14 protein-coding genes are annotated in these 17,157 nt (G+C 70.9%); all 14 read right to left on the reverse strand.

What is annotated here, in order from left to right; genetic code table 11:
• Positions 1 to 26: 26 nt before the first annotated feature.
• The 14 genes from ACWPQI_RS12855 to rplT all read right to left on the reverse strand — a co-directional run bounded on the left by ACWPQI_RS12855 (position 27) and on the right by rplT (position 17,149).
• Positions 27 to 2,990 carry an AMP-binding protein gene (locus ACWPQI_RS12855; protein ID WP_474738851.1) on the reverse strand — a complete coding sequence of 988 codons (2,964 nt, stop codon included), beginning with the start codon at positions 2,988 to 2,990 and terminating at the stop codon, positions 27 to 29.
• Positions 2,991 to 3,117: 127 nt separating this feature from the next.
• Entirely contained in the window at positions 3,118 to 4,539 is a 1,422-nt protein-coding gene (gene argH, locus ACWPQI_RS12860; RefSeq protein ID WP_010595384.1) for an argininosuccinate lyase, read from the reverse strand.
• 2 nt (positions 4,540 to 4,541) lie between these two features.
• Entirely contained in the window at positions 4,542 to 5,741 is a 1,200-nt protein-coding gene (locus tag ACWPQI_RS12865; RefSeq protein WP_010595383.1) for an argininosuccinate synthase, read from the reverse strand.
• Positions 5,742 to 5,800: 59 nt separating this feature from the next.
• Positions 5,801 to 6,346: an arginine repressor gene (locus ACWPQI_RS12870; protein ID WP_172603638.1), complete on the reverse strand. Its 546-nt coding sequence runs from the start codon at positions 6,344 to 6,346 to the stop codon at positions 5,801 to 5,803.
• Positions 6,319 to 7,248: an ornithine carbamoyltransferase gene (argF, locus tag ACWPQI_RS12875; protein WP_474738361.1), complete on the reverse strand. Its 930-nt coding sequence runs from the start codon at positions 7,246 to 7,248 to the stop codon at positions 6,319 to 6,321. The genes ACWPQI_RS12870 and argF overlap by 28 nt, the downstream gene beginning before the upstream one ends.
• A gap of 4 nt (positions 7,249 to 7,252) precedes the next feature.
• Positions 7,253 to 8,440, reverse strand: a complete 1,188-nt coding sequence (locus ACWPQI_RS12880) for an acetylornithine transaminase (RefSeq protein WP_203010730.1) — start codon at positions 8,438 to 8,440, stop codon at positions 7,253 to 7,255.
• Positions 8,437 to 9,381 carry an acetylglutamate kinase gene (argB, locus tag ACWPQI_RS12885; protein ID WP_140188637.1) on the reverse strand — a complete coding sequence of 315 codons (945 nt, stop codon included), beginning with the start codon at positions 9,379 to 9,381 and terminating at the stop codon, positions 8,437 to 8,439. The genes ACWPQI_RS12880 and argB overlap by 4 nt, the downstream gene beginning before the upstream one ends.
• Positions 9,378 to 10,634, reverse strand: a complete 1,257-nt coding sequence (gene argJ / locus ACWPQI_RS12890) for a bifunctional glutamate N-acetyltransferase/amino-acid acetyltransferase ArgJ (RefSeq protein ID WP_017681573.1) — start codon at positions 10,632 to 10,634, stop codon at positions 9,378 to 9,380. Before argJ ends, argB begins: the two co-directional genes overlap by 4 nt.
• The gene (gene argC, locus ACWPQI_RS12895) at positions 10,631 to 11,704 is read right to left on the reverse strand and encodes an N-acetyl-gamma-glutamyl-phosphate reductase (protein WP_017681574.1); all 1,074 of its coding nucleotides are present in this window, start codon (positions 11,702 to 11,704) and stop codon (positions 10,631 to 10,633) included. Before argC ends, argJ begins: the two co-directional genes overlap by 4 nt.
• 61 nt (positions 11,705 to 11,765) lie before the next feature.
• A complete protein-coding gene (locus ACWPQI_RS12900) occupies positions 11,766 to 12,152 on the reverse strand; it encodes a PspA/IM30 family protein (protein WP_010595375.1) in 387 nt (128 codons plus the stop codon).
• A 28-nt stretch (positions 12,153 to 12,180) separates the two neighbouring features.
• Positions 12,181 to 14,667: a phenylalanine--tRNA ligase subunit beta gene (gene pheT / locus ACWPQI_RS12905; RefSeq protein WP_010595374.1), complete on the reverse strand. Its 2,487-nt coding sequence runs from the start codon at positions 14,665 to 14,667 to the stop codon at positions 12,181 to 12,183.
• Positions 14,668 to 14,721: 54 nt separating this feature from the next.
• A complete protein-coding gene (pheS, locus tag ACWPQI_RS12910) occupies positions 14,722 to 15,792 on the reverse strand; it encodes a phenylalanine--tRNA ligase subunit alpha (RefSeq protein WP_010595373.1) in 1,071 nt (356 codons plus the stop codon).
• Positions 15,793 to 15,900: 108 nt separating this feature from the next.
• Positions 15,901 to 16,713, reverse strand: coding sequence for a TrmH family RNA methyltransferase (locus ACWPQI_RS12915; RefSeq protein WP_010595372.1), 813 nt, complete (start codon positions 16,711 to 16,713; stop codon positions 15,901 to 15,903).
• A gap of 49 nt (positions 16,714 to 16,762) precedes the next feature.
• Positions 16,763 to 17,149 carry a 50S ribosomal protein L20 gene (gene rplT / locus ACWPQI_RS12920; RefSeq protein ID WP_003937964.1) on the reverse strand — a complete coding sequence of 129 codons (387 nt, stop codon included), beginning with the start codon at positions 17,147 to 17,149 and terminating at the stop codon, positions 16,763 to 16,765.
• Positions 17,150 to 17,157: the final 8 nt, after the last annotated feature.

Below are 17,157 nucleotides of genomic sequence, written 5' to 3' on the forward strand. Positions count from 1 at the left end.
TGGTGTGGGGGCCGGACGGGCCCACGCTACCGTGCGCCCGGCGCCGGACCAGCGCCGACGCCGGCAAATCTCACTGCAACCGCTTTGGTGAACCGCTTGTAGGTGCCGGTATCGGGATCGGCGAACCACGACCGCACCGTCGGCTTCGGCAGGCCTCGTGCCGGCAGATCGCCGGACACGGGCCGGAATGTGGGCCCGAGGTCGATGTGCGGGACGACATGGACGAGATCGGGTCGTTCCGAGGCGGGGACTGCGTCGAGTGCCGCGGTGATCTCCGCGGCGCTCGGCGCGCGGTTCTCGCGGAGGGTGCAGGCGGCCACGGCGATTTCGGTGCCGGCGGTGCGCACACCGTAGACGACGCAGAGATCGACCTTCGGGACACTGCCGAGCGCGTCCGCCACCGGCTGCCCGTATACCGGCCCGTGCGGGGTACGGATGACACTGTGCTTGCTGTCGAGCAGCCAGTAGTCACCGTCCTGGTCTCGACGGAAGAGGTTCTCGGTGGGCACCCATACGTCACCGACTTCGAACACACCTCGCATGACACCGGGCAGTGCTTCGGTGGAGGCACTGGGCCGCCCGAGCAGGAGTCCGACCTCGCCGTCCGCGCTTTCGCGGACGAAGCCCCGCGGATCCTCCACCAGGCGCCCGGTCGTGGGATCCCATGCGGCAAGGCGAGCCTCGGCGCTGCCGGGCAGGGGCCGTCCCTTGCACCCGATCTTGGCACCCGAGACGTTGGCCAGGACGACCTCGCCGTCGGTGGAGGCATAGAACTCGAGCACCTGTGCGGGAGCAAAACGTTCGAGGGTCCGCCGCCACAGTCCGGTGGTCATGCCCGAGCCGATGAAGAGGCGGACGGGATGGATCTCGTCGATGTGCAGCGCGGGGCTGTCGAGGATGTCCCTCATCATCGCCCAGGTGTAGGTGACGACGGTGACGCCGTAACGGTGAACTTCCTCGCTGAAGCGTGCGGGATCGAGACCGTGGGACAGGGCTATCCGGCAGCCTCCCGCGAGTGCGCCGCCGAAGCTGACCAGCAGACCGGACGAATGATAAAGCGGGGCAAGGCAATAGACCGTGTCACCGCGGCCGAGCGCGGCGGCGGTGGCGGTCCCGAAGGCGGAGAGCGCCCATCGGTGGTTGGAGATCTGACGCATCTCCAGGGTGTCACCACTCCCGGTGAACAGGAGAAAGGCAAGTTCCCGCGCGACACCGGGATCGGGGGCATACCAGCCGGGGAGTTCGATCGTGGTGATGTCGAGGTGCTCGAGATCGACGACGTCTGCACCGGGCGGGATGTCGAGTTCGCGAATGCTGCCCCCGCCGAGGACCAGGGCCGGGATCCCCGTGGCGAGCGCCCGATCGAGGTTCTCGGGGTCGGTGATGATCTTCTGGACACCACCCGATCGGATCGCCTCGTCGAGGTCGGGGCCGGGTGGGAGCAGGACCGACACCGCTCCGATCCGGGAGACGGCCGTGACCGCGGCCATCGCGCTGGGGCGGGTGTCCATCAGGATGCCGACGTGGGCGGCGGGACGCACACCGGAGTGCACCAGTCCGCGCACCACGTTGTCGATCCGGCGATTGACTTCGGCGAAGGTGTAGACGCGGTCTTCGTAGATGAAGCACTCGCGGTGCGGTCCCTTGCGGCACTGCTCGGTGAGGACACCGGCAAGGGAGATGCGGGTACGGGGCTGGATCTGTCCGAGCCGGGCCAGTCGTGGCAGGGCGCGGGCCGCTTCCCCCGACAGTTCCCGCGCGCCGCGCACCGTCTCGGAGGCCAGGTCGGCGATGCCCTTGCCGACCTCTACGCCGACCTCCGCGATGGTGGCGACGGTGTGGGTGAGCCGGGTCGCGACGGACACCCCGGTTTCCCCTTCCGCGTGGAGTTCGGGGATCGCCATCCGGCCGACGCCGACCGGTCGGTCGCCGTGCCCTTCGCGCCACTGCACCCATTCGCCGACGGCGGGCCAGGTCTGCCGGGCCGCAGTGCCACCCACGACGAGTCCGAAATGCCCTGCGCGTAGCGAATATTCGAAAACCTGGGCCCGGGGGGCGGCCTTGCGGATGCCGCGCACCGCAAGGGGCTGGCCGATGTCGTCCACCTCGCCGACGAACGCGAGGATCGGACAGGTTATCTCGGCCAGGCTCACAGCACGGTCGTTGATGACGAATCCGCCACTGACCATGCGGTTGTGCACGATGAACTGGCGGAGCAGTTCGGCCACCGCGGGACCGGACCAGGCCACCCACCCCTCGGTGTCGAGGAAGCGACGCTGGGGTTCGCGCGGCAGGAGGGCTTCCCGGTCGTGCAGTTGCATGAGGAACTCGATGCGCGACCGCACCGTCTTGACAGGATCGAGGAACTGGAAACCGGTCTTGGCCATCCAACCGGTGATGGCGAGACGGTTGAAGACGTGGTCGGCGAGGAAGTCGGCAGCCCGGACCGCGACGCCCTCCGGGATTCCGAACGGCAACGCGGCCAGGGTGTCCACCGGGCTGCCGAAGGTGATCAGGCTCGCGACGTGCCGACTGCGGCGGTAGGCAGCGGCCTGATAGCAGAACATCCCGCCCTGCGAGTAGCCGGCGAGGTGGATGTCACGACCGGTGTAGTCGTGCACGTGATCGACGATCTCGTCGAGGGCGATGATGTGATCGGTGAGGGTGCGGTCCCACCCGCCTTCCTCCCGGTCCGGGGAACCGAAGTCGACCACCCAGGGGTCGAGGCCCATCGAGTGCAGGATGCCGACCGCTCCCGTCTCACGGGTGACGTCGTACACGTCCGCCGACATCATCATCGGGGGAACCATCACCACCGGAGCACCGGTCTCGGCGGCGTCGGATTCCGGATAGTAATGCCGCAGCCTGTACATGCCGGTCCGCTCGACGACCTGGAACGGGGACGGGGTCGCCCCCGTTTCCAAGCCGCCGTGACGGATCACCTCGAGGCCGTTCTGCGCGGTCGCCACCACACGTCGCAGGGGCCCCATCACCGATCCACCGCCCAGTGCCACGAACCTCTTCCCATCCGCCGAGTTCTGCGTGTGTCGACCCTGTCAGGAATGACAGCCTGCCACATTACGTCGACCCGATGGCCCCGTTCACCGAGCAGGCCGGTCAGCCGCGCACCCAGTCCCGCAGCGCGCGGGCGGCGGCACGGACACCGTCGAGCTGTTCACCGACCCGCACGCCCGCGGTGCCGCCGCGGGCGTTGCGCGAGGCGATCGAGCCCTCCACGGTGAGGACCTCACGTACCTGCGGGGTCAGTGCGGCATCGACGGCGGCCAGTTCGTCGTCGGTCAGTTCCTCGAGTCCGACTCCCCGCGCCTCCGCCGCCCGCACGCAGGCGCCGGCCGCTTCGTGCGCGATCCGGAACGGCACTCCCTGGCGCACCATCCACTCGGCGATGTCGGTGGCGAGGGTGAACCCGGCGGGTGCCAGCTCGGCCATGCGATCGGTGTGGAAGGTCAGGGTGGACACGAGACCGGTGATCGCCGGCAGGAGGAGCTCGAGCTGCGCGACCGAGTCGAACACCGGCTCCTTGTCCTCCTGCAGGTCCCGGTTGTACGCCAGCGGCTGGGCCTTGAGCGTGGCGAGCAGGCCGGTGAGATTGCCGATGAGGCGGCCGGCCTTGCCCCGGGTCAGTTCGGAGACGTCCGGGTTCTTCTTCTGCGGCATGATCGACGAGCCGGTTGACCACTCGTCGGCGAGGGTGATGTAGCCGAACTCCGGCGTGCTCCACAGGATGACCTCTTCCGCCATGCGGGAGAGGTCGACCGCGATCATTGCGAACACGAACGCGGCCTCGGCGGCGAAATCCCGCGAGGAGGTGGCGTCGATCGAGTTCTCGGCAGCGGAGTCGAAGTTCAGCTCGGCCGCGATCGCGTCGGGGTCCAAGCCGAGGGAGGAGCCCGCCAGCGCCCCGGAGCCGTACGGGGAGACCGCGGCACGCGCATCGAAGTCCCGCAGCCGCTGTACGTCGCGCAGCAGCGGATGGGCGTGGGCGAGCAGGTGGTGCGCGAGCAGTACCGGCTGTGCCGCCTGCAGGTGGGTCTTGCCCGGCATCACGGCCGTGGGATGGGCGGCGGCCTGGTCGGCGAGGGCGTCGACGACGGCGAGGACCCCGTCGGCGATGCGTCGCGCCGCGTCGCGCAGCCACATCCGGAACAGCGTGGCGACCTGGTCGTTGCGGGAGCGGCCGGCGCGCAGCCGGCCTCCGACCTCGGGTCCGACCCGCTCGATGAGCCCACGTTCGAGAGCGCCGTGGACGTCCTCGTCGGACTCGGCGGGGGTGAACGCACCGGAGGCGACGTCGGTGGCGAGCCTGTCGAGACCGTCGAGCATGGCGGTCAGGTCGGCATCGCTGAGCAGTCCGGCCTTGTGCAGCACCCGTGCGTGTGCCTTGGAAGCTCGGACGTCGTAGGGGGCGAGTGCCCAGTCGAAGTGGGTGGATTTGCTCAGCGCCGCCATGGCGGCGGCCGGTCCGGATGCGAACCGGCCGCCCCACAGGGCGCCTTCGTTGGTGCCGTGAGCGGTCATCGCTACAGGCCCAGATCCCGCTTCGCGGCGACCTTGGAGGACAGGCCGTGGATCTGGACGAAGCCCTTGGCGTTGGACTGGTCGAAGGTATCGCCCTCGTCGTAGGTGGCGAGGTTGAAGTCGTACAGCGATTCGGCGCTGCGGCGACCGTTGACGGCGATATGGCCGCCGTGCAGGACGAGCCGGATGTCGCCGGAGACGTGCTCCTGGGTGTTCTGGACGAACGAGTCGAGCGCGTACTTCAGCGGCGAGAACCAGAGGCCGTCGTAGACCAGCTCACTCCAGCGCTCCTCCACGCGACGCTTGTACCGTCCCAGTTCGCGTTCGAGCGTGACGTGTTCGAGTTCCTGGTGGGCGTGGATGAGGGTGAGCGCGCCGGGGGCTTCGTAGATTTCGCGGCTCTTGATGCCGACGAGCCGGTCCTCGACCATGTCGAGACGGCCGACGCCCTGGGCGCCGGCGCGGCGGTTCAGTTCCTGGATGGCCTCGAGCACGGTGACCGACCGGCCGTCGATCGCGGTGGGCACACCCTTGTCGAAGGTGATGATCAGCTCGTCGGGGGCCTGCCAGTTGAGGCTGGGGTCCTCGGTGTAGTCGTAGACGTCCTTGGTGGGGGCGTTCCACAGGTCCTCGAGGAAGCCGGTCTCGACGGCCCGGCCCCACACGTTCTGGTCGATCGAGAACGGGGACTTCTTGGTGACGTTGATCGGCAGGTTGTGCTCGCCGGCGAAGGCGATGGCCTTCTCACGGGTCCACGCGTAGTCGCGGACGGGTGCGATGACCTCGAGATCGGGGGCGAGGGCGCCGAATCCGACCTCGAACCGGACCTGGTCGTTGCCCTTGCCGGTGCACCCGTGCGAGACGACGGTGCCGCCGTGCTCGCGGGCCGCCTCGACGATGTGCTTGACGATCAGCGGGCGGCTGATCGCGGAGACCAGCGGGTAACGGTCCATGTAGAGGGCATTGGCCTGCACGGTCGGCAGGCAGTACTCCTCCGCGAACTCGTCCTTGGCGTCGACGACGACGGATTCGACCGCGCCGCAGTCGAGGGCGCGCTGGCGCACGACCTCCATGTCCTCGCCGCCCTGGCCGAGATCGATGGCGACGGCGACGACCTCCTTGCCGGTCTCCTTGCCGATCCAGCTGATGGCGACGGAGGTGTCCAGCCCGCCCGAGTAGGCGAGTACGACGCGATCGGCCATTGTGTTTGTGCTCCTTCTTGATTGAACGTGCGGCTATCGGTGCTCGGTGCGCGATCGGATCAGGCCAGGGATTCGATCTTCGCGGCGAGGTCGGCTCCGGTGAGGGGCTCACGCGCGATCACCGCGATGGTGTCGTCGCCGGCGATGGTGCCGACCACTTCGGGTAATGATGCCCGATCGAGTGCGCTGGCCAGATAGTGCGCTGCTCCTGGTGGGGTGCGGAGCACCGCGATGTTGCCGCTCGAGTCGGTGGAGACCAGCAGTTCGCCGAGGAGGCGGGAGAGCCGGTCGGTGCCTCCGGAGACGCCTCGGACGGGGCTCCCGTCCTCGGGGACGACGTACACCCCGGGGCCGCCGTCGGCGCCGCGGAGTTTGACCGCACCGAGCTCCTCGAGGTCGCGGGAGAGGGTGGCGTTGGAGACCTCGATGCCTTCGGCGGCGAGCAGCGCGGCGAGTTCCGGTTGGCTGCGGATCGCACGGGTGGCGACGAGCGCGGTGATCCGGGCCTGCCGGGCCGCGCGGGTCGGGGCCGCGGCGGCGCCGGCGCCGCTCGACGGTTCGGCCACGCTGCTCACGGCTACCGTTCGCGCTGCTCGAGCAGCCATACGAGCAGCGCCTTCTGGGCGTGGAGGCGATTTTCGGCCTCGTCCCACACCACCGACTGCGGTCCGTCGAGGACCTCGTCGGTGACCTCGTCACCGCGGTGGGCGGGCAGGCAGTGCAGCACGACGGCCTTCGGGTCGGCGAGCGCGAGCAGCTCGGCGTTGACCTGGTACGGACGGAAGGGACCGACGCGGTCGAGTCCGTCGTTCTCCTGGCCCATGGAGGTCCAGGTGTCGGTGACGAGGGCGTCGGCACCGGTGGCGGCGGCGCGCGCGTCCTCGGTGAGGGTGATCTGCGCGCCGGTGTCGGCGGCGCGGGCGCGGGCCGCTGCCACGACGGCGGGATCCGGAGCGAAACCGGCGGGGGCGGCGATCGTGACGTCGATGCCGGCGGTGACGCCGCCGAGCATGAGCGAGTGCGCCATGTTGTTGGCGCCGTCACCGAAGTAGGTCAGTTTCAGTCCCTGCAGCTCCCCCTTGTGCTCGCGCAGGGTGAGCAGGTCCGCGAGGACCTGGCAGGGGTGGTACTCGTCGGACAGGGCATTGACGAGGGGCACGGTGGCGCCTTCGGCCATCGCCTGGAGCCGGTCCTGGCCGAAGGTGCGCCAGACGACGGCGTCGACGTAGCGGGACAAGACGCGGCCGGTGTCCTGCAGGGTTTCTTCCCGTCCGAGCTGGGTGGTGCGGCCGTCGACGACGACGGCGTGGCCGCCGAGCTGGGCGATTCCCATCTCGAAGGAGAAGCGGGTGCGGGTCGAGTTCTTCTCGAAGATGACGCCGACGCCGCGCGGTCCCTCGAGCGGGCGGGCCGAGAACGGCGCCTTCTTCAGGGCCGCGGCGAGGTCGAGAACCTCGCGCTGTTGTGCGGGCGTGAGGTCGTCGTCCTTCAGGAAGTGCTTCACCATGGGTCTAGTTTCCTTCCTGCCGGGCGGCGTCGAGCACGCAGGGCAGTGTCGCGACGAATCCGTCGGCCTGTTCCTGGGTGAGGATCAGCGGTGGGGCGAGGCGGATGACGTCGGGGGCGGCGGCGTTGACGAGATAGCCGGCGTCCCGGGCTGCCGCTTCGACGGCGGGGGCCCGGGTGTCGGTGAGGACGATGCCGAGCAGCAGGCCGGCGCCGCGGACGTGGTCGACGAGGGGGTGGCCGAGTGCCTCGATGCCGGTGGCGATGGACTTGCCGACGGCGTCGACGTGGGCGAGCAGGTCCTGTTCGTCGATGGTGCGCAGGACGGCGAGCGCGGCGGCGGCGCACACCGGGTTGCCGCCGAAGGTGGTGCCGTGCTTGCCGGGCTGGAAGAACTCGGCGGCCGGACCGGTGGCGAGGACGGCACCGATGGGCAGGCCACCGCCGAGACCCTTGGCGAGGGTCATGACATCGGGCACGATTCCGGCGGTCTGGTGGGCGAAGAACGTCCCGGTGCGGGCGATGCCGGTCTGCACCTCGTCGAGAACGAGCAGTGCCCCACGTTCTGCGGTGATCCGGCGGGCCTGGACGAGGTAGCCCTCGGGGGGCACGACCACGCCGGATTCGCCCATGATCGGTTCGAGGAACACGGCGGCGGTGTTCTCGTCGACGGCGGCGTCGAGGGCCTCGGCGTCGCCGTAGGGGACGAATTCGACGCCGGGGGGCATGGGTTCGAACGGGGCGCGCTTGTCCGGCTGGCCCGTGAGGGCCAGGGCCCCCATGGTGCGGCCGTGGAAGGCCTTCTCCGCGGCGATGATCTTGGGGCGTCCGGTGAGCCGGGCGAGCTTGAACGCGGCTTCGTTGGCTTCGGTGCCGGAGTTGCAGAAGAACGCCCGGCCGGGGTGCCCGAAGTGCGCGAGGAGGTGTTCGGCGAGTTCGACGACGGGTCCGCTGGCGTAGAGGTTGGACACGTGACCGAGCGTGTCGAGTTGCGCGGTGACGGCGTCGCGGATGGCGGGATGGCGGTGGCCGAGGGCGTTGACGGCGATGCCGCCGAGCAGGTCGAGGTACTGCTTGCCGTCGGCGTCGGTGACGACGGCACCGTCGCCGGCGACGAGGGCGACCTTGGGGACGCCGTAGTTGTTCATCAGCGACCCGGCCCAGCGCTGCTGGAGTTCGGAGGTGCCGGTCATGGGGTGCCTTCCTGGGTGGGCGCGGTCGCCCGGGGGTGGGTGGGAGTGACCATCGTGCCGATGCCTTCCTCGGTGAGGAGTTCGAGCAGCACCGAGTGCGGCTGGCGGCCGTCGATGACGTGGGCGGTGGGCACGCCACCGCGGACGGCTCGCAGGCAGGCTTCCATCTTGGGGACCATGCCGGCGTCGAGGGACGGCAGCAGCTCGGCCAGGGCGTCGGCGTCGATGCTGGTGGCGAGGGAACTGCGGTCGGGCCAGTCGGTGTAGAGGCCCTCGACGTCGGTGAGGACGACGAGTTTCTCCGCGCCGAGCGCCTCGGCGAGCGCGGCGGCGGCGGTGTCGGCATTGATGTTGTGGACCACGCCGTCGGCGTCGGGGGCGATGGTGGAGACGACGGGGATGCGACCGGCCGCGACGAGGTCGTGGACGGCGGCGGGGTCCACGGAGGTGACGTCGCCGACGAGACCGATGTCGGTGTCCTCGCCGTCGACGACGACCGTGCGGCGGGTGGCGGTGAACAGGTGGGCGTCCTCGCCGGAGATCCCGACGGCGTACGGGCCGTGGGCGTTGATCAGGCCGACGAGTTCGCGGCCGACCTGGCCGAACAGCACCATGCGGACGACGTCCATCACCTCGGGGGTGGTGACGCGGAAACCACCGCGGAACTCCCCTGCCATGCCCAGTCGCTTCAGCATGGCGTTGATCTGCGGTCCGCCGCCGTGGACGACGACGGGATGGACGCCGACGGTGCGCAGGAATGCCATGTCGGCGGCGAAGGCGCGCTTGAGCCGGTCGTCGATCATGGCGTTGCCGCCGTACTTGACCACGACGGTCTTGTCCCGGAATTTCTGCAGCCACGGCAGCGCCTCGGCGAGGACGTACGCCTTCTGGTGGGCGGTGAGCTGCGCGATGGGATCGGTGGTCGTCTCGGTTCCGGTCATGACGAGTAGGCCGAGTTCTCTTCGACGTATCCGTGGGAGAGGTCGGTGGTGCGGATGGTCACCTCGGCGTCACCGACGCCGAGGTCGATGTCGAGGGCGATGTCGGGGCCGGACAGGTCGACCTCTCGGGCGCCGGGAGCGCCCACGCCGTCGAGGCACACCGGGGATCCGTTGAACGTGACGGAGATGCGATCGGGGTCGAGCGCGATGGGCGCGATGCCGATGGCGGCGAGCACACGCCCCCAGTTGGGGTCGGAACCGAACAGGGCGGTCTTGACGAGGTTGTCGCGTGCGACGGTCCGGGCGCCCACGAGGGCGTCCTGCTCGGTGGCGGCGCCGCGGACGGTGACGGTGACCCGTTTGGTGACGCCCTCGGCGTCGGCCATCATCTGCCCGGCGAGGTCGTCGCACACGGCGAGGACGGCGGCGTCGAGCTGCTCCTGGCTGGGGGCGATGCCGCTGGCTCCGGACGCGAGCAGCAGCACGGTGTCGTTGGTGGAGGTCGACCCGTCGACGTCGAGACGGTCGAACGTGAGCCGGGTGGCGGCGCGCAGGGCACGGTCGAGCTGCTCGGCGGTGGCCACCGCGTCGGTGGTGAGCACGCACAGCATCGTGGCCAGGGCGGGGGCGAGCATGCCTGCGCCCTTGGCCATGCCGCCGACGTTCCACTTGTCGGCGTGGTGCAGGGCGGCCTGTTTGGGCACGGTGTCGGTGGTCATGATGGCGTAGGCGGCATCGGTGCCGCCGGAGATCCCGCCGGCGAGTTCGTGGACGATCTCCGCGACACCGGCGAGCACCTTGTCCATCGGCAGTCGGTCGCCGATGAGGCCGGTCGAACACACCGCGACTTCGCCGGCACCGGTCTCGGTGCCCCAGTTGCTGAGCGTTTCGGCCACCTTCTCCGCGGTGGCGTGGGTGTCCTGGAAGCCGCCCGGTCCGGTGCAGGCGTTGGCGCCGCCGGAATTGAGGATCACGGCGCGCAGCGCGCCGGACGTCAGGACCTGCTGCGACCACAGCACGGGCGCGGCCTTGATCTTGTTGGTGGTGAAGACGCCGGCTGCGGTCAGCTCCGGGCCCTCGTTGAAGACCAGCGCGAGGTCCGGGTTGCCGGAGGCCTTGATGCCGGCGGGGATACCGGCGGCGCGGAACCCGGCCGGCGACGTGACGCCCTGGGTGCGGATCAGGCGGCCGCCGGCGATCTCGACCGCGTCGGCGTAGACGTGCTCGTCGGTGGACTGTCTGTCGATGCTCACGGGGCGACTCCCACGGTGGACAGGCCGGCGGTCTCGGGCAGGCCGAGCGCCAGGTTCATGGACTGCACCGCCGCGCCGGCGGTGCCCTTGGTCAGGTTGTCGAGCGCGGCGACGACGACGAGGACGCCGGCGTCGGGGTCGACGGTGACGGCGAGCTGCACGGCGTTGGAGCCGAGTACCGCGCCGGTGCTGGGCAGCGTCCCTTCGGGCAGTACCTGCACGAACGGCTCGTCGGCGTAGGCCTTCTCGTACACGGCCCGGGCCTCGTCGGCGGTGGCGGTGGTGGGGGCGGTGCAGGTGGCGAGGATGCCCCGCGGCATCGGCGCCAGCACGGGGGTGAAGGAGACGGACACTGCGGCGTCGGTCAGGGTGGCGAGGTTCTGCTTGATCTCGGGGGTGTGCCGGTGTGCTCCGCCGACGGCGTAGGCCCGGACCGAGCCCATGACCTCGGAGCCGAGGAGGTCGGCTCGGAGGGACCTGCCGGCGCCGGAGGTACCGGATACGGCGACGACGTGGACTGTCGGCTCGACGATGCCGGCCGCGACGGCGGGGGCCAGGGCCAGGGTGGCCGAGGTGGGATAGCAGCCGGGGACCGCGATCCGGGTGGCGCCGATCAGGTGCTCGCGCTTGCCGGGTAGTTCTGGCATCCCGTACGGCCAGGTCCCCGCATGTTCCCCGCCGTACCAGCGCTCCCAGTCGGCGGACTCGGACAGGCGGAAGTCGGCGCCGCAGTCGATGACGACGGTGGTGTCGGGCAGCTGTTCGGCGATGACGGCGGAGTGGCCGTGCGGCAGGCCGAGGAACACGACGTCGTGGCCGCTCAGGGTCTCGGAGTCGGTGGCGTCGAGGACGCGGTCGGCAAGCGGGAGCAGGTGGGGATGGAATTCGCGGAGCCTCGCGCCGGCGTTGCCACCGGCGGTGAGTGCACCGACGACGAGCCGGCCGTCCTGGTAGGCGGGATGCCCGAGGAGCAGACGCAGGATCTCGCCCCCCGCGTACCCGCTCGCCCCTGCGACGGCGACCCGAATCGGTGACTGTGCGGTCGCCGTGAATTCCGGTGAGTTACCCATGCGATTGATTATGCACCATCATGCAACTTCATTCATACGGGTGGGTCGGACCGAGCCCGGTTCACCCCTCGGCCAGCGAGCGACGGATCTCGCGCAGCCTGTCGGCGGCGGCCTGTCGGCGCTCGTCGAACTGCTCCTCGAGCGTGCGTCCCGCTGCGCTCTCGCGGGCGAGTTCCTCCGCACCGGTCGCGGTGCCCGCGCGGCGCTCGATCTTCTCCCGCACCGCGTCGAACGTGGGTACCCCGGCCGAGGTGTAGCCGGGGTCCTTCCCCTCGGCGGGTGTCACGTCCGGCCCGACCGGGGACGGCGGAACATCCGGCACCGACGGGGAACCCGGTTCCGCCGGGGTCACATCCGGCACCGACGGCGAACCCGGTTCCGCCGGGGTCACGTCCGGCACGGGCGCGTCCGGGGCATCGGGGGCGGGTGAGGACGGATCGGTGGTCATGCTCCCAGGCTACGTCCGCGGCGGTGGCTCAGTGCCGCAGTTCGGCGCCGACCGCCGTGCCGGCCGCGGCCACAGCGGCGTCCCGGGCCGCGCTGGCCTCGTCCTCCGTGAGGGTGCGGTCTGCCGCGCGGAAGCGCAGAGCGAAGGCGAGCGACTTACGCCCCTCCCCCACCTGCGCCCCCTCGAACACGTCGAACAGGCGGATGTCTTCGAGCAGTTCGCCGCCGCCCGCGCGCAGCGCCTCCTCGACGTCGGCGGCCGGGATCTCCTCGGCCACGACGACGGCGACGTCCTGCAGCACAGCGGGGAACGGGGAGATCTTCGGCGCCGGCAGCGACTCCACCATCGGCAGCGCGTCGAGGTCGAGTTCGAAGGCGCACGTGCGGGCGGGCAGCCCGGCCCGCTCGAGCACTGCCGGATGCAACTCACCGGCGTGACCGACGACGACACCGTCGACCAGCAGTTCGGCGCAGCGGCCCGGATGCCACGGCAGGTACTGCGCGGCGCGGCGCTGCAGCCGGACACCCGCGGCGGCCGCGACGGTCTCGGCCGCGGCGAACGCGTCGGTCGCGTCCGCGGGCCGGCCCGGCCCCCACGGCCCGGCGGGTTCCCGCAGGCCGCACAGCACCGCCCCGACGTGGACGGGCTGCGCAGGCAGCGAGCCCTCGAGCAGCGCGATCTCCTCGTCCGTGGGGCGCCGGTCCACCGGCAGGGGCGGCACCGGCCGGGTGCCGGGGCCGGGCAGGACGACCTGCGCGATCGCATAGAGCGCCAGGTCGCGCTGACCTCGGGACACGTTGCGGGCGAGCACCTCGAGCAGGCCGGGCAGCAGCGTCGTCGCCAGCTCGGGACGATCGGCCTCGAGCGGGTTGAGGACCGTCGTGGTGGTGCGGCGGGGGTCATCGGCGGCGAGACCCCACGTGTCGAATACGTGCGCCGGCAGGAAGACGGGGGCGAGCACCTCGACGTGACCGTCGGCGGCCAGGGCGCGGCCCACGGCGCGGCGTCGTTTCTGGCTCGGGGTCAGTCCGCGGCCCGCCGGGGCGGCCGGGAGCACGGACGGGATCTGTTCGAGCCCCTCGAGCCGGAGCACCTCCTCCACGAGGTCGGCGGGCTGACGCAGGTCGGGACGCCAGGTCGGCGGCGTGACCACGAGCTGGCCGTGTCCGTCCGGGCCGACACCGACCTCGACGCCGCACCCGATCTGGGTGAGCCGGCGCGCGGCGGTGCCGGTCGGGTAGGCGACCCCGGCGGTGCGGTCGGGCAGGTCGATGTCCATGCGGATCGAGACCGGCTCGACGGGGACGGACAGGTCGGTCAGGACCGGCTCGACGCGGCCACCGGCGATCTCCACGAGCAGCGCCGCGGCCCGGTCCAGGGCCGGCAGCGCCACTTCGGGGTCGACGTTGCGCTCGAAACGCTTGCCCGCCTCGCTCACCAGCTTGTGGCGCCGGGCGCTGCGGAACACGGCCAGCGGATCCCAGGTGGCGGCCTCGAGCAGGACCTCGGTGGTCGTGCCGCTCACCTCGGTCGCGGCGCCGCCCATGATGCCGGCGAGGGAGATCACCCCGGAGTCGTCGGTGATGACGACGTCCTCGGGATCAAGGGTGCGTTCGACGCCGTCGAGTGTCGTCAGCTTCTCCCCCGCCTTCGCACGCCGGACGACGAGCTCACCGCGGAGGGTGGCGGCGTCGAAGGCGTGCAGCGGCTGGCCGAGCTCGAGCAGCACGTAGTTGGTGACGTCGACCGCCGGGGAGATCGGGCGGATGCCGGACAGCAGCAGCCGCCGTTGCAGCCACCACGGGGACACGGCATGGGGGTCGATGCCGGTGACCTTGCGGGCAGCGAAGCGGGTGGCGCCGGTTTCGCGTTCGAGCCGGATGGGGTACGCCGGGCCGTCGGCGGGGTGGGGTGCGACGTGCGCGGGATCGGCGAACTCGAGGTCGAAGCCGCACGCGAGTTCGCGGGTCAGGCCGCGCAACGAGAAGCAGTAGCCGCGGTCGGGCGTGATGTTCAGCTCGATGACGGTGTCGCCGAGGCCGAGGAGGTCGTTGGCGTCGGTGCCCGGCTCGGCGGTGCCCTCCTCGAGCACGAGGATGCCCGAGTGGTCCTTGCCGACCCCGAGCTCGGCGACGGAGCAGATCATCCCGTCGGAGACCTGGCCGTAGGTCTTACGGGAGGCGATGGCGAAGCCGCCGGGCAGCACCGCGCCGGGCAGTGCGACGACCACCAGGTCACCCTCGGCGAAGTTGCGGGCGCCGCACACGATGCCGCGCGGGGCGTCCTCGCCGACGTCGACCTGGCAGAATCGGATGGGCTTCTTGAATTCGGTGAGCTCGGTGATCTCGAGGACGCGGCCGACGACGAGGGGGCCGTCGATGCGCGCGAGGGTGTCGACCTCCTCCACCTCGAGTCCGACCCGGACGAATCCCGCGTCGAGTTCCTCGGCAGTGACGTCCCACTCGGGGGTGGCGCGCTGCAGGATCTCGGTCAGCCAGGACTGCGCTACTCGCACTTTTCGCTCAGCTCTTTCGGTCGGTTCGGTAGTCGGATCTCGGGTCGGGCGGTGTCAGCCCTGCACCCCGAAGGGGAGGGTGAAGCGGATGTCGCCCTCGACGATGTCGCGCATGTCGGAGATGCCGTTGCGGAACTGCAGGGTGCGCTCGAGGCCCATGCCGAACGCGAAGCCGGTGTACTCGTCCGGGTCGATGCCGCTCGCGCGCAGCACGTTGGGGTTGACCATGCCGCAGCCGCCCCATTCGACCCAGCCGGCGCCGCCCTTCTTCTTGGGGAACCACACGTCCACCTCGGCGGACGGCTCGGTGAACGGGAAGTAGTTCGGGCGCATCCGGGTGCGGGTCTCGGGTCCGAACAGGGCGCGGGCGAACGCGTCGAGGGTGCCGCGCAGGTGGGCCATGGTCAGGCCCTTGTCCACGGCGAGGCCTTCGATCTGGGAGAACACCGGGGTGTGCGTGGCGTCGAGCTCGTCGGTGCGGAAGGTGCGGCCGGGGCACACCACGTAGATGGGGATGTCCCGGTGCAGCATGGTGCGCACCTGCACCGGCGAGGTGTGGGTGCGCAGCACCTGCCGTGAGCCCTCCGGCGCGATGTGGAAGGTGTCCTGCATCGTGCGGGCGGGATGGTCGGGCAGGAAGTTCAGCGCGTCGAAGTTGAAGTGCTCGGTTTCGACCTCGGGGCCCTCGGCGATCTCCCAGCCCATGCCGACGAACACGTCCGCGATCTGGTCGGAGATGATCGTGATGGGATGCCGCGCACCGGCGGGGCGGCGGCCGGCGGGGAGGGTGACGTCGATGGCCTCGGCGACGAGGACCGCGGCGTCGCGCTCGGCGAGGAGCACGGCGCGGCGCTCGTCGTACGCCGCGGTGACAGCGCCGCGAGCGGCGTTGACCCGCTTGCCGGCGTCGGCGCGCTGGTTGCCGGGCAGGCTACCCAGGGCGCGTTTGGCGAGGGAGACGGGAGCCTTGTCGCCGAGGTGGTCGATCCTGGCCTGCGCGAGTGCGTCGAGGTCGGTGGCGGCGGCGAACGCCTTCAGTGCGGCCTGGGTGGACGCGGCGAGCGACTCCTCGCTCAGGGCGCTCGGATCGACTGCCGGCGGGGTGCCGCCCTCATTCTTGGCCACGACCGGTGCATCTCCTTCTTCGGGCGAACAGTGGGTGTGGTGCCACGTTCGGCGTCGAGCGGATCGCGCCAGCGCAGCACCCGAATCCTAGGTGATGGCCGGGTCCCGTCAGGGCACGGCCCTGTCGGCGCGATGCTGCACGCGCGCGCTCGCGTACAGGCAGATCGAGGCCGCGGTGGCAAGGTTCAACGATTCGGCGCGGCCGCGGATGGGAATGCGCACCCGATGGTCCGCCCGTGCCGCGACCGCCGGGTCGAGACCGTGCGCTTCGTTGCCGAACAGCCAGGCGGTGGGGGCGGCGAGCAGCTCGTCGGCGTCGTCGAGATCGACCTCGCCGTCGGCGGCGGTGGCGAGCACCTGCAGTCCGGCGGCGGCGAGTGCGTCGAGAACCGTACCGGTGTCGCGTTCCCGGGCGAGCGGGAGATGGAACACGCTGCCCGCGGAGGCCCGGACGCATTTGCCGTTGTGGGGATCGACGCTGTCGCCGGCGAGGACCACCGCGTCGGCGCCGACCGCGTCGGCCACGCGGATGACGGTGCCGGCGTTGCCGGGCTCGGCGATCCCGACGGGCACGGCGAGCAGCCGGGGCGACGGTGTCAGGGCCCGCGCGAGCGGCACGTCGAGCAGATCGCACACGGCGACGATGCCCGGCGGGGTGACGGTGTCCGAGAGCCGGGTGGCGGCCCGCTCGGTGACGGTGCAGACCCGCACGCCCCGGCGGTGGGCGGCGTCGAGCAGACCGTGGTAGCGGGCGGCGGCGGCCTCGGTGACGAACACCTCGTGCACGACGGCCGTGGCGAGGGCCTCGCCGACGGAGTTCTCGCCCTCGGCGAGGAAGCGGCCGGCCTTGCGGCGGTCGGCGGTGCGCAGCAGTTTGACAGCAGAAACGACCCGCGGGGTGCGCTCGGTGAGCGGGTCCACGGGTCGTTCCTGTGCCGGTGTGTCGTTCAGCGTCGTCTCGGCGCTGCGCTCAGGCGGCGTCGGCCGGCGCGTTGACGTCGGCGGGCAGCGCGGCCTTGGCCACGGCGACCAGGCCGGCGAACGCCTCGGCGTCGGAGACGGCGAGCTCGGCGAGGATCTTGCGGTCCACCTCGACGCCCGCGGCCTTCAGGCCCTGGATGAAGCGGTTGTAGGTGATGTCGTTGGCGCGGGCAGCGGCGTTGATGCGGCTGATCCACAGCTTGCGGAAGTCACCCTTGCGCGCGCGACGGTCGCGGTAGGCGTAGGTCAGCGAGTGGAGCTGCTGCTCCTTGGCCTTGCGGTACAGACGCGAGCGCTGCCCGCGGTAGCCCTTGGAAGCCTCGAGGATCGAACGGCGCTTCTTCTGGGCGTTGACGGCCCTCTTCACGCGTGCCACTGATATGT

It is taken from the genome of Rhodococcus sp. LMD (genome assembly GCF_056108245.1).

Bases quoted from the DNA above. Each gene is read 5' to 3' on its own strand.
- ACWPQI_RS12865 (WP_010595383.1), bottom strand. From the start codon at position 5,741: ATGGCCGATCGCGTCGTACTCGCCTACTCGGGCGGGCTGGACACCTCC.
- ACWPQI_RS12870 (WP_172603638.1), bottom strand. From the start codon at position 6,346: ATGGCTGCTCGAGCAGCGCGAACGGTAGCCGTGAGCAGCGTGGCCGAA.
- ACWPQI_RS12900 (WP_010595375.1), bottom strand. From the start codon at position 12,152: ATGACCACCGATCCGTCCTCACCCGCCCCCGATGCCCCGGACGCGCCC.
- argC (WP_017681574.1), bottom strand. From the start codon at position 11,704: ATGGGTAACTCACCGGAATTCACGGCGACCGCACAGTCACCGATTCGG.
- argH (WP_010595384.1), bottom strand. From the start codon at position 4,539: ATGACCGCTCACGGCACCAACGAAGGCGCCCTGTGGGGCGGCCGGTTC.
- argB (WP_140188637.1), bottom strand. From the start codon at position 9,381: ATGACCGGAACCGAGACGACCACCGATCCCATCGCGCAGCTCACCGCC.
- argF (WP_474738361.1), bottom strand. From the start codon at position 7,248: ATGGTGAAGCACTTCCTGAAGGACGACGACCTCACGCCCGCACAACAG.
- ACWPQI_RS12880 (WP_203010730.1), bottom strand. From the start codon at position 8,440: ATGACCGGCACCTCCGAACTCCAGCAGCGCTGGGCCGGGTCGCTGATG.
- ACWPQI_RS12855 (WP_474738851.1), bottom strand. From the start codon at position 2,990: ATGGGGCCCCTGCGACGTGTGGTGGCGACCGCGCAGAACGGCCTCGAG.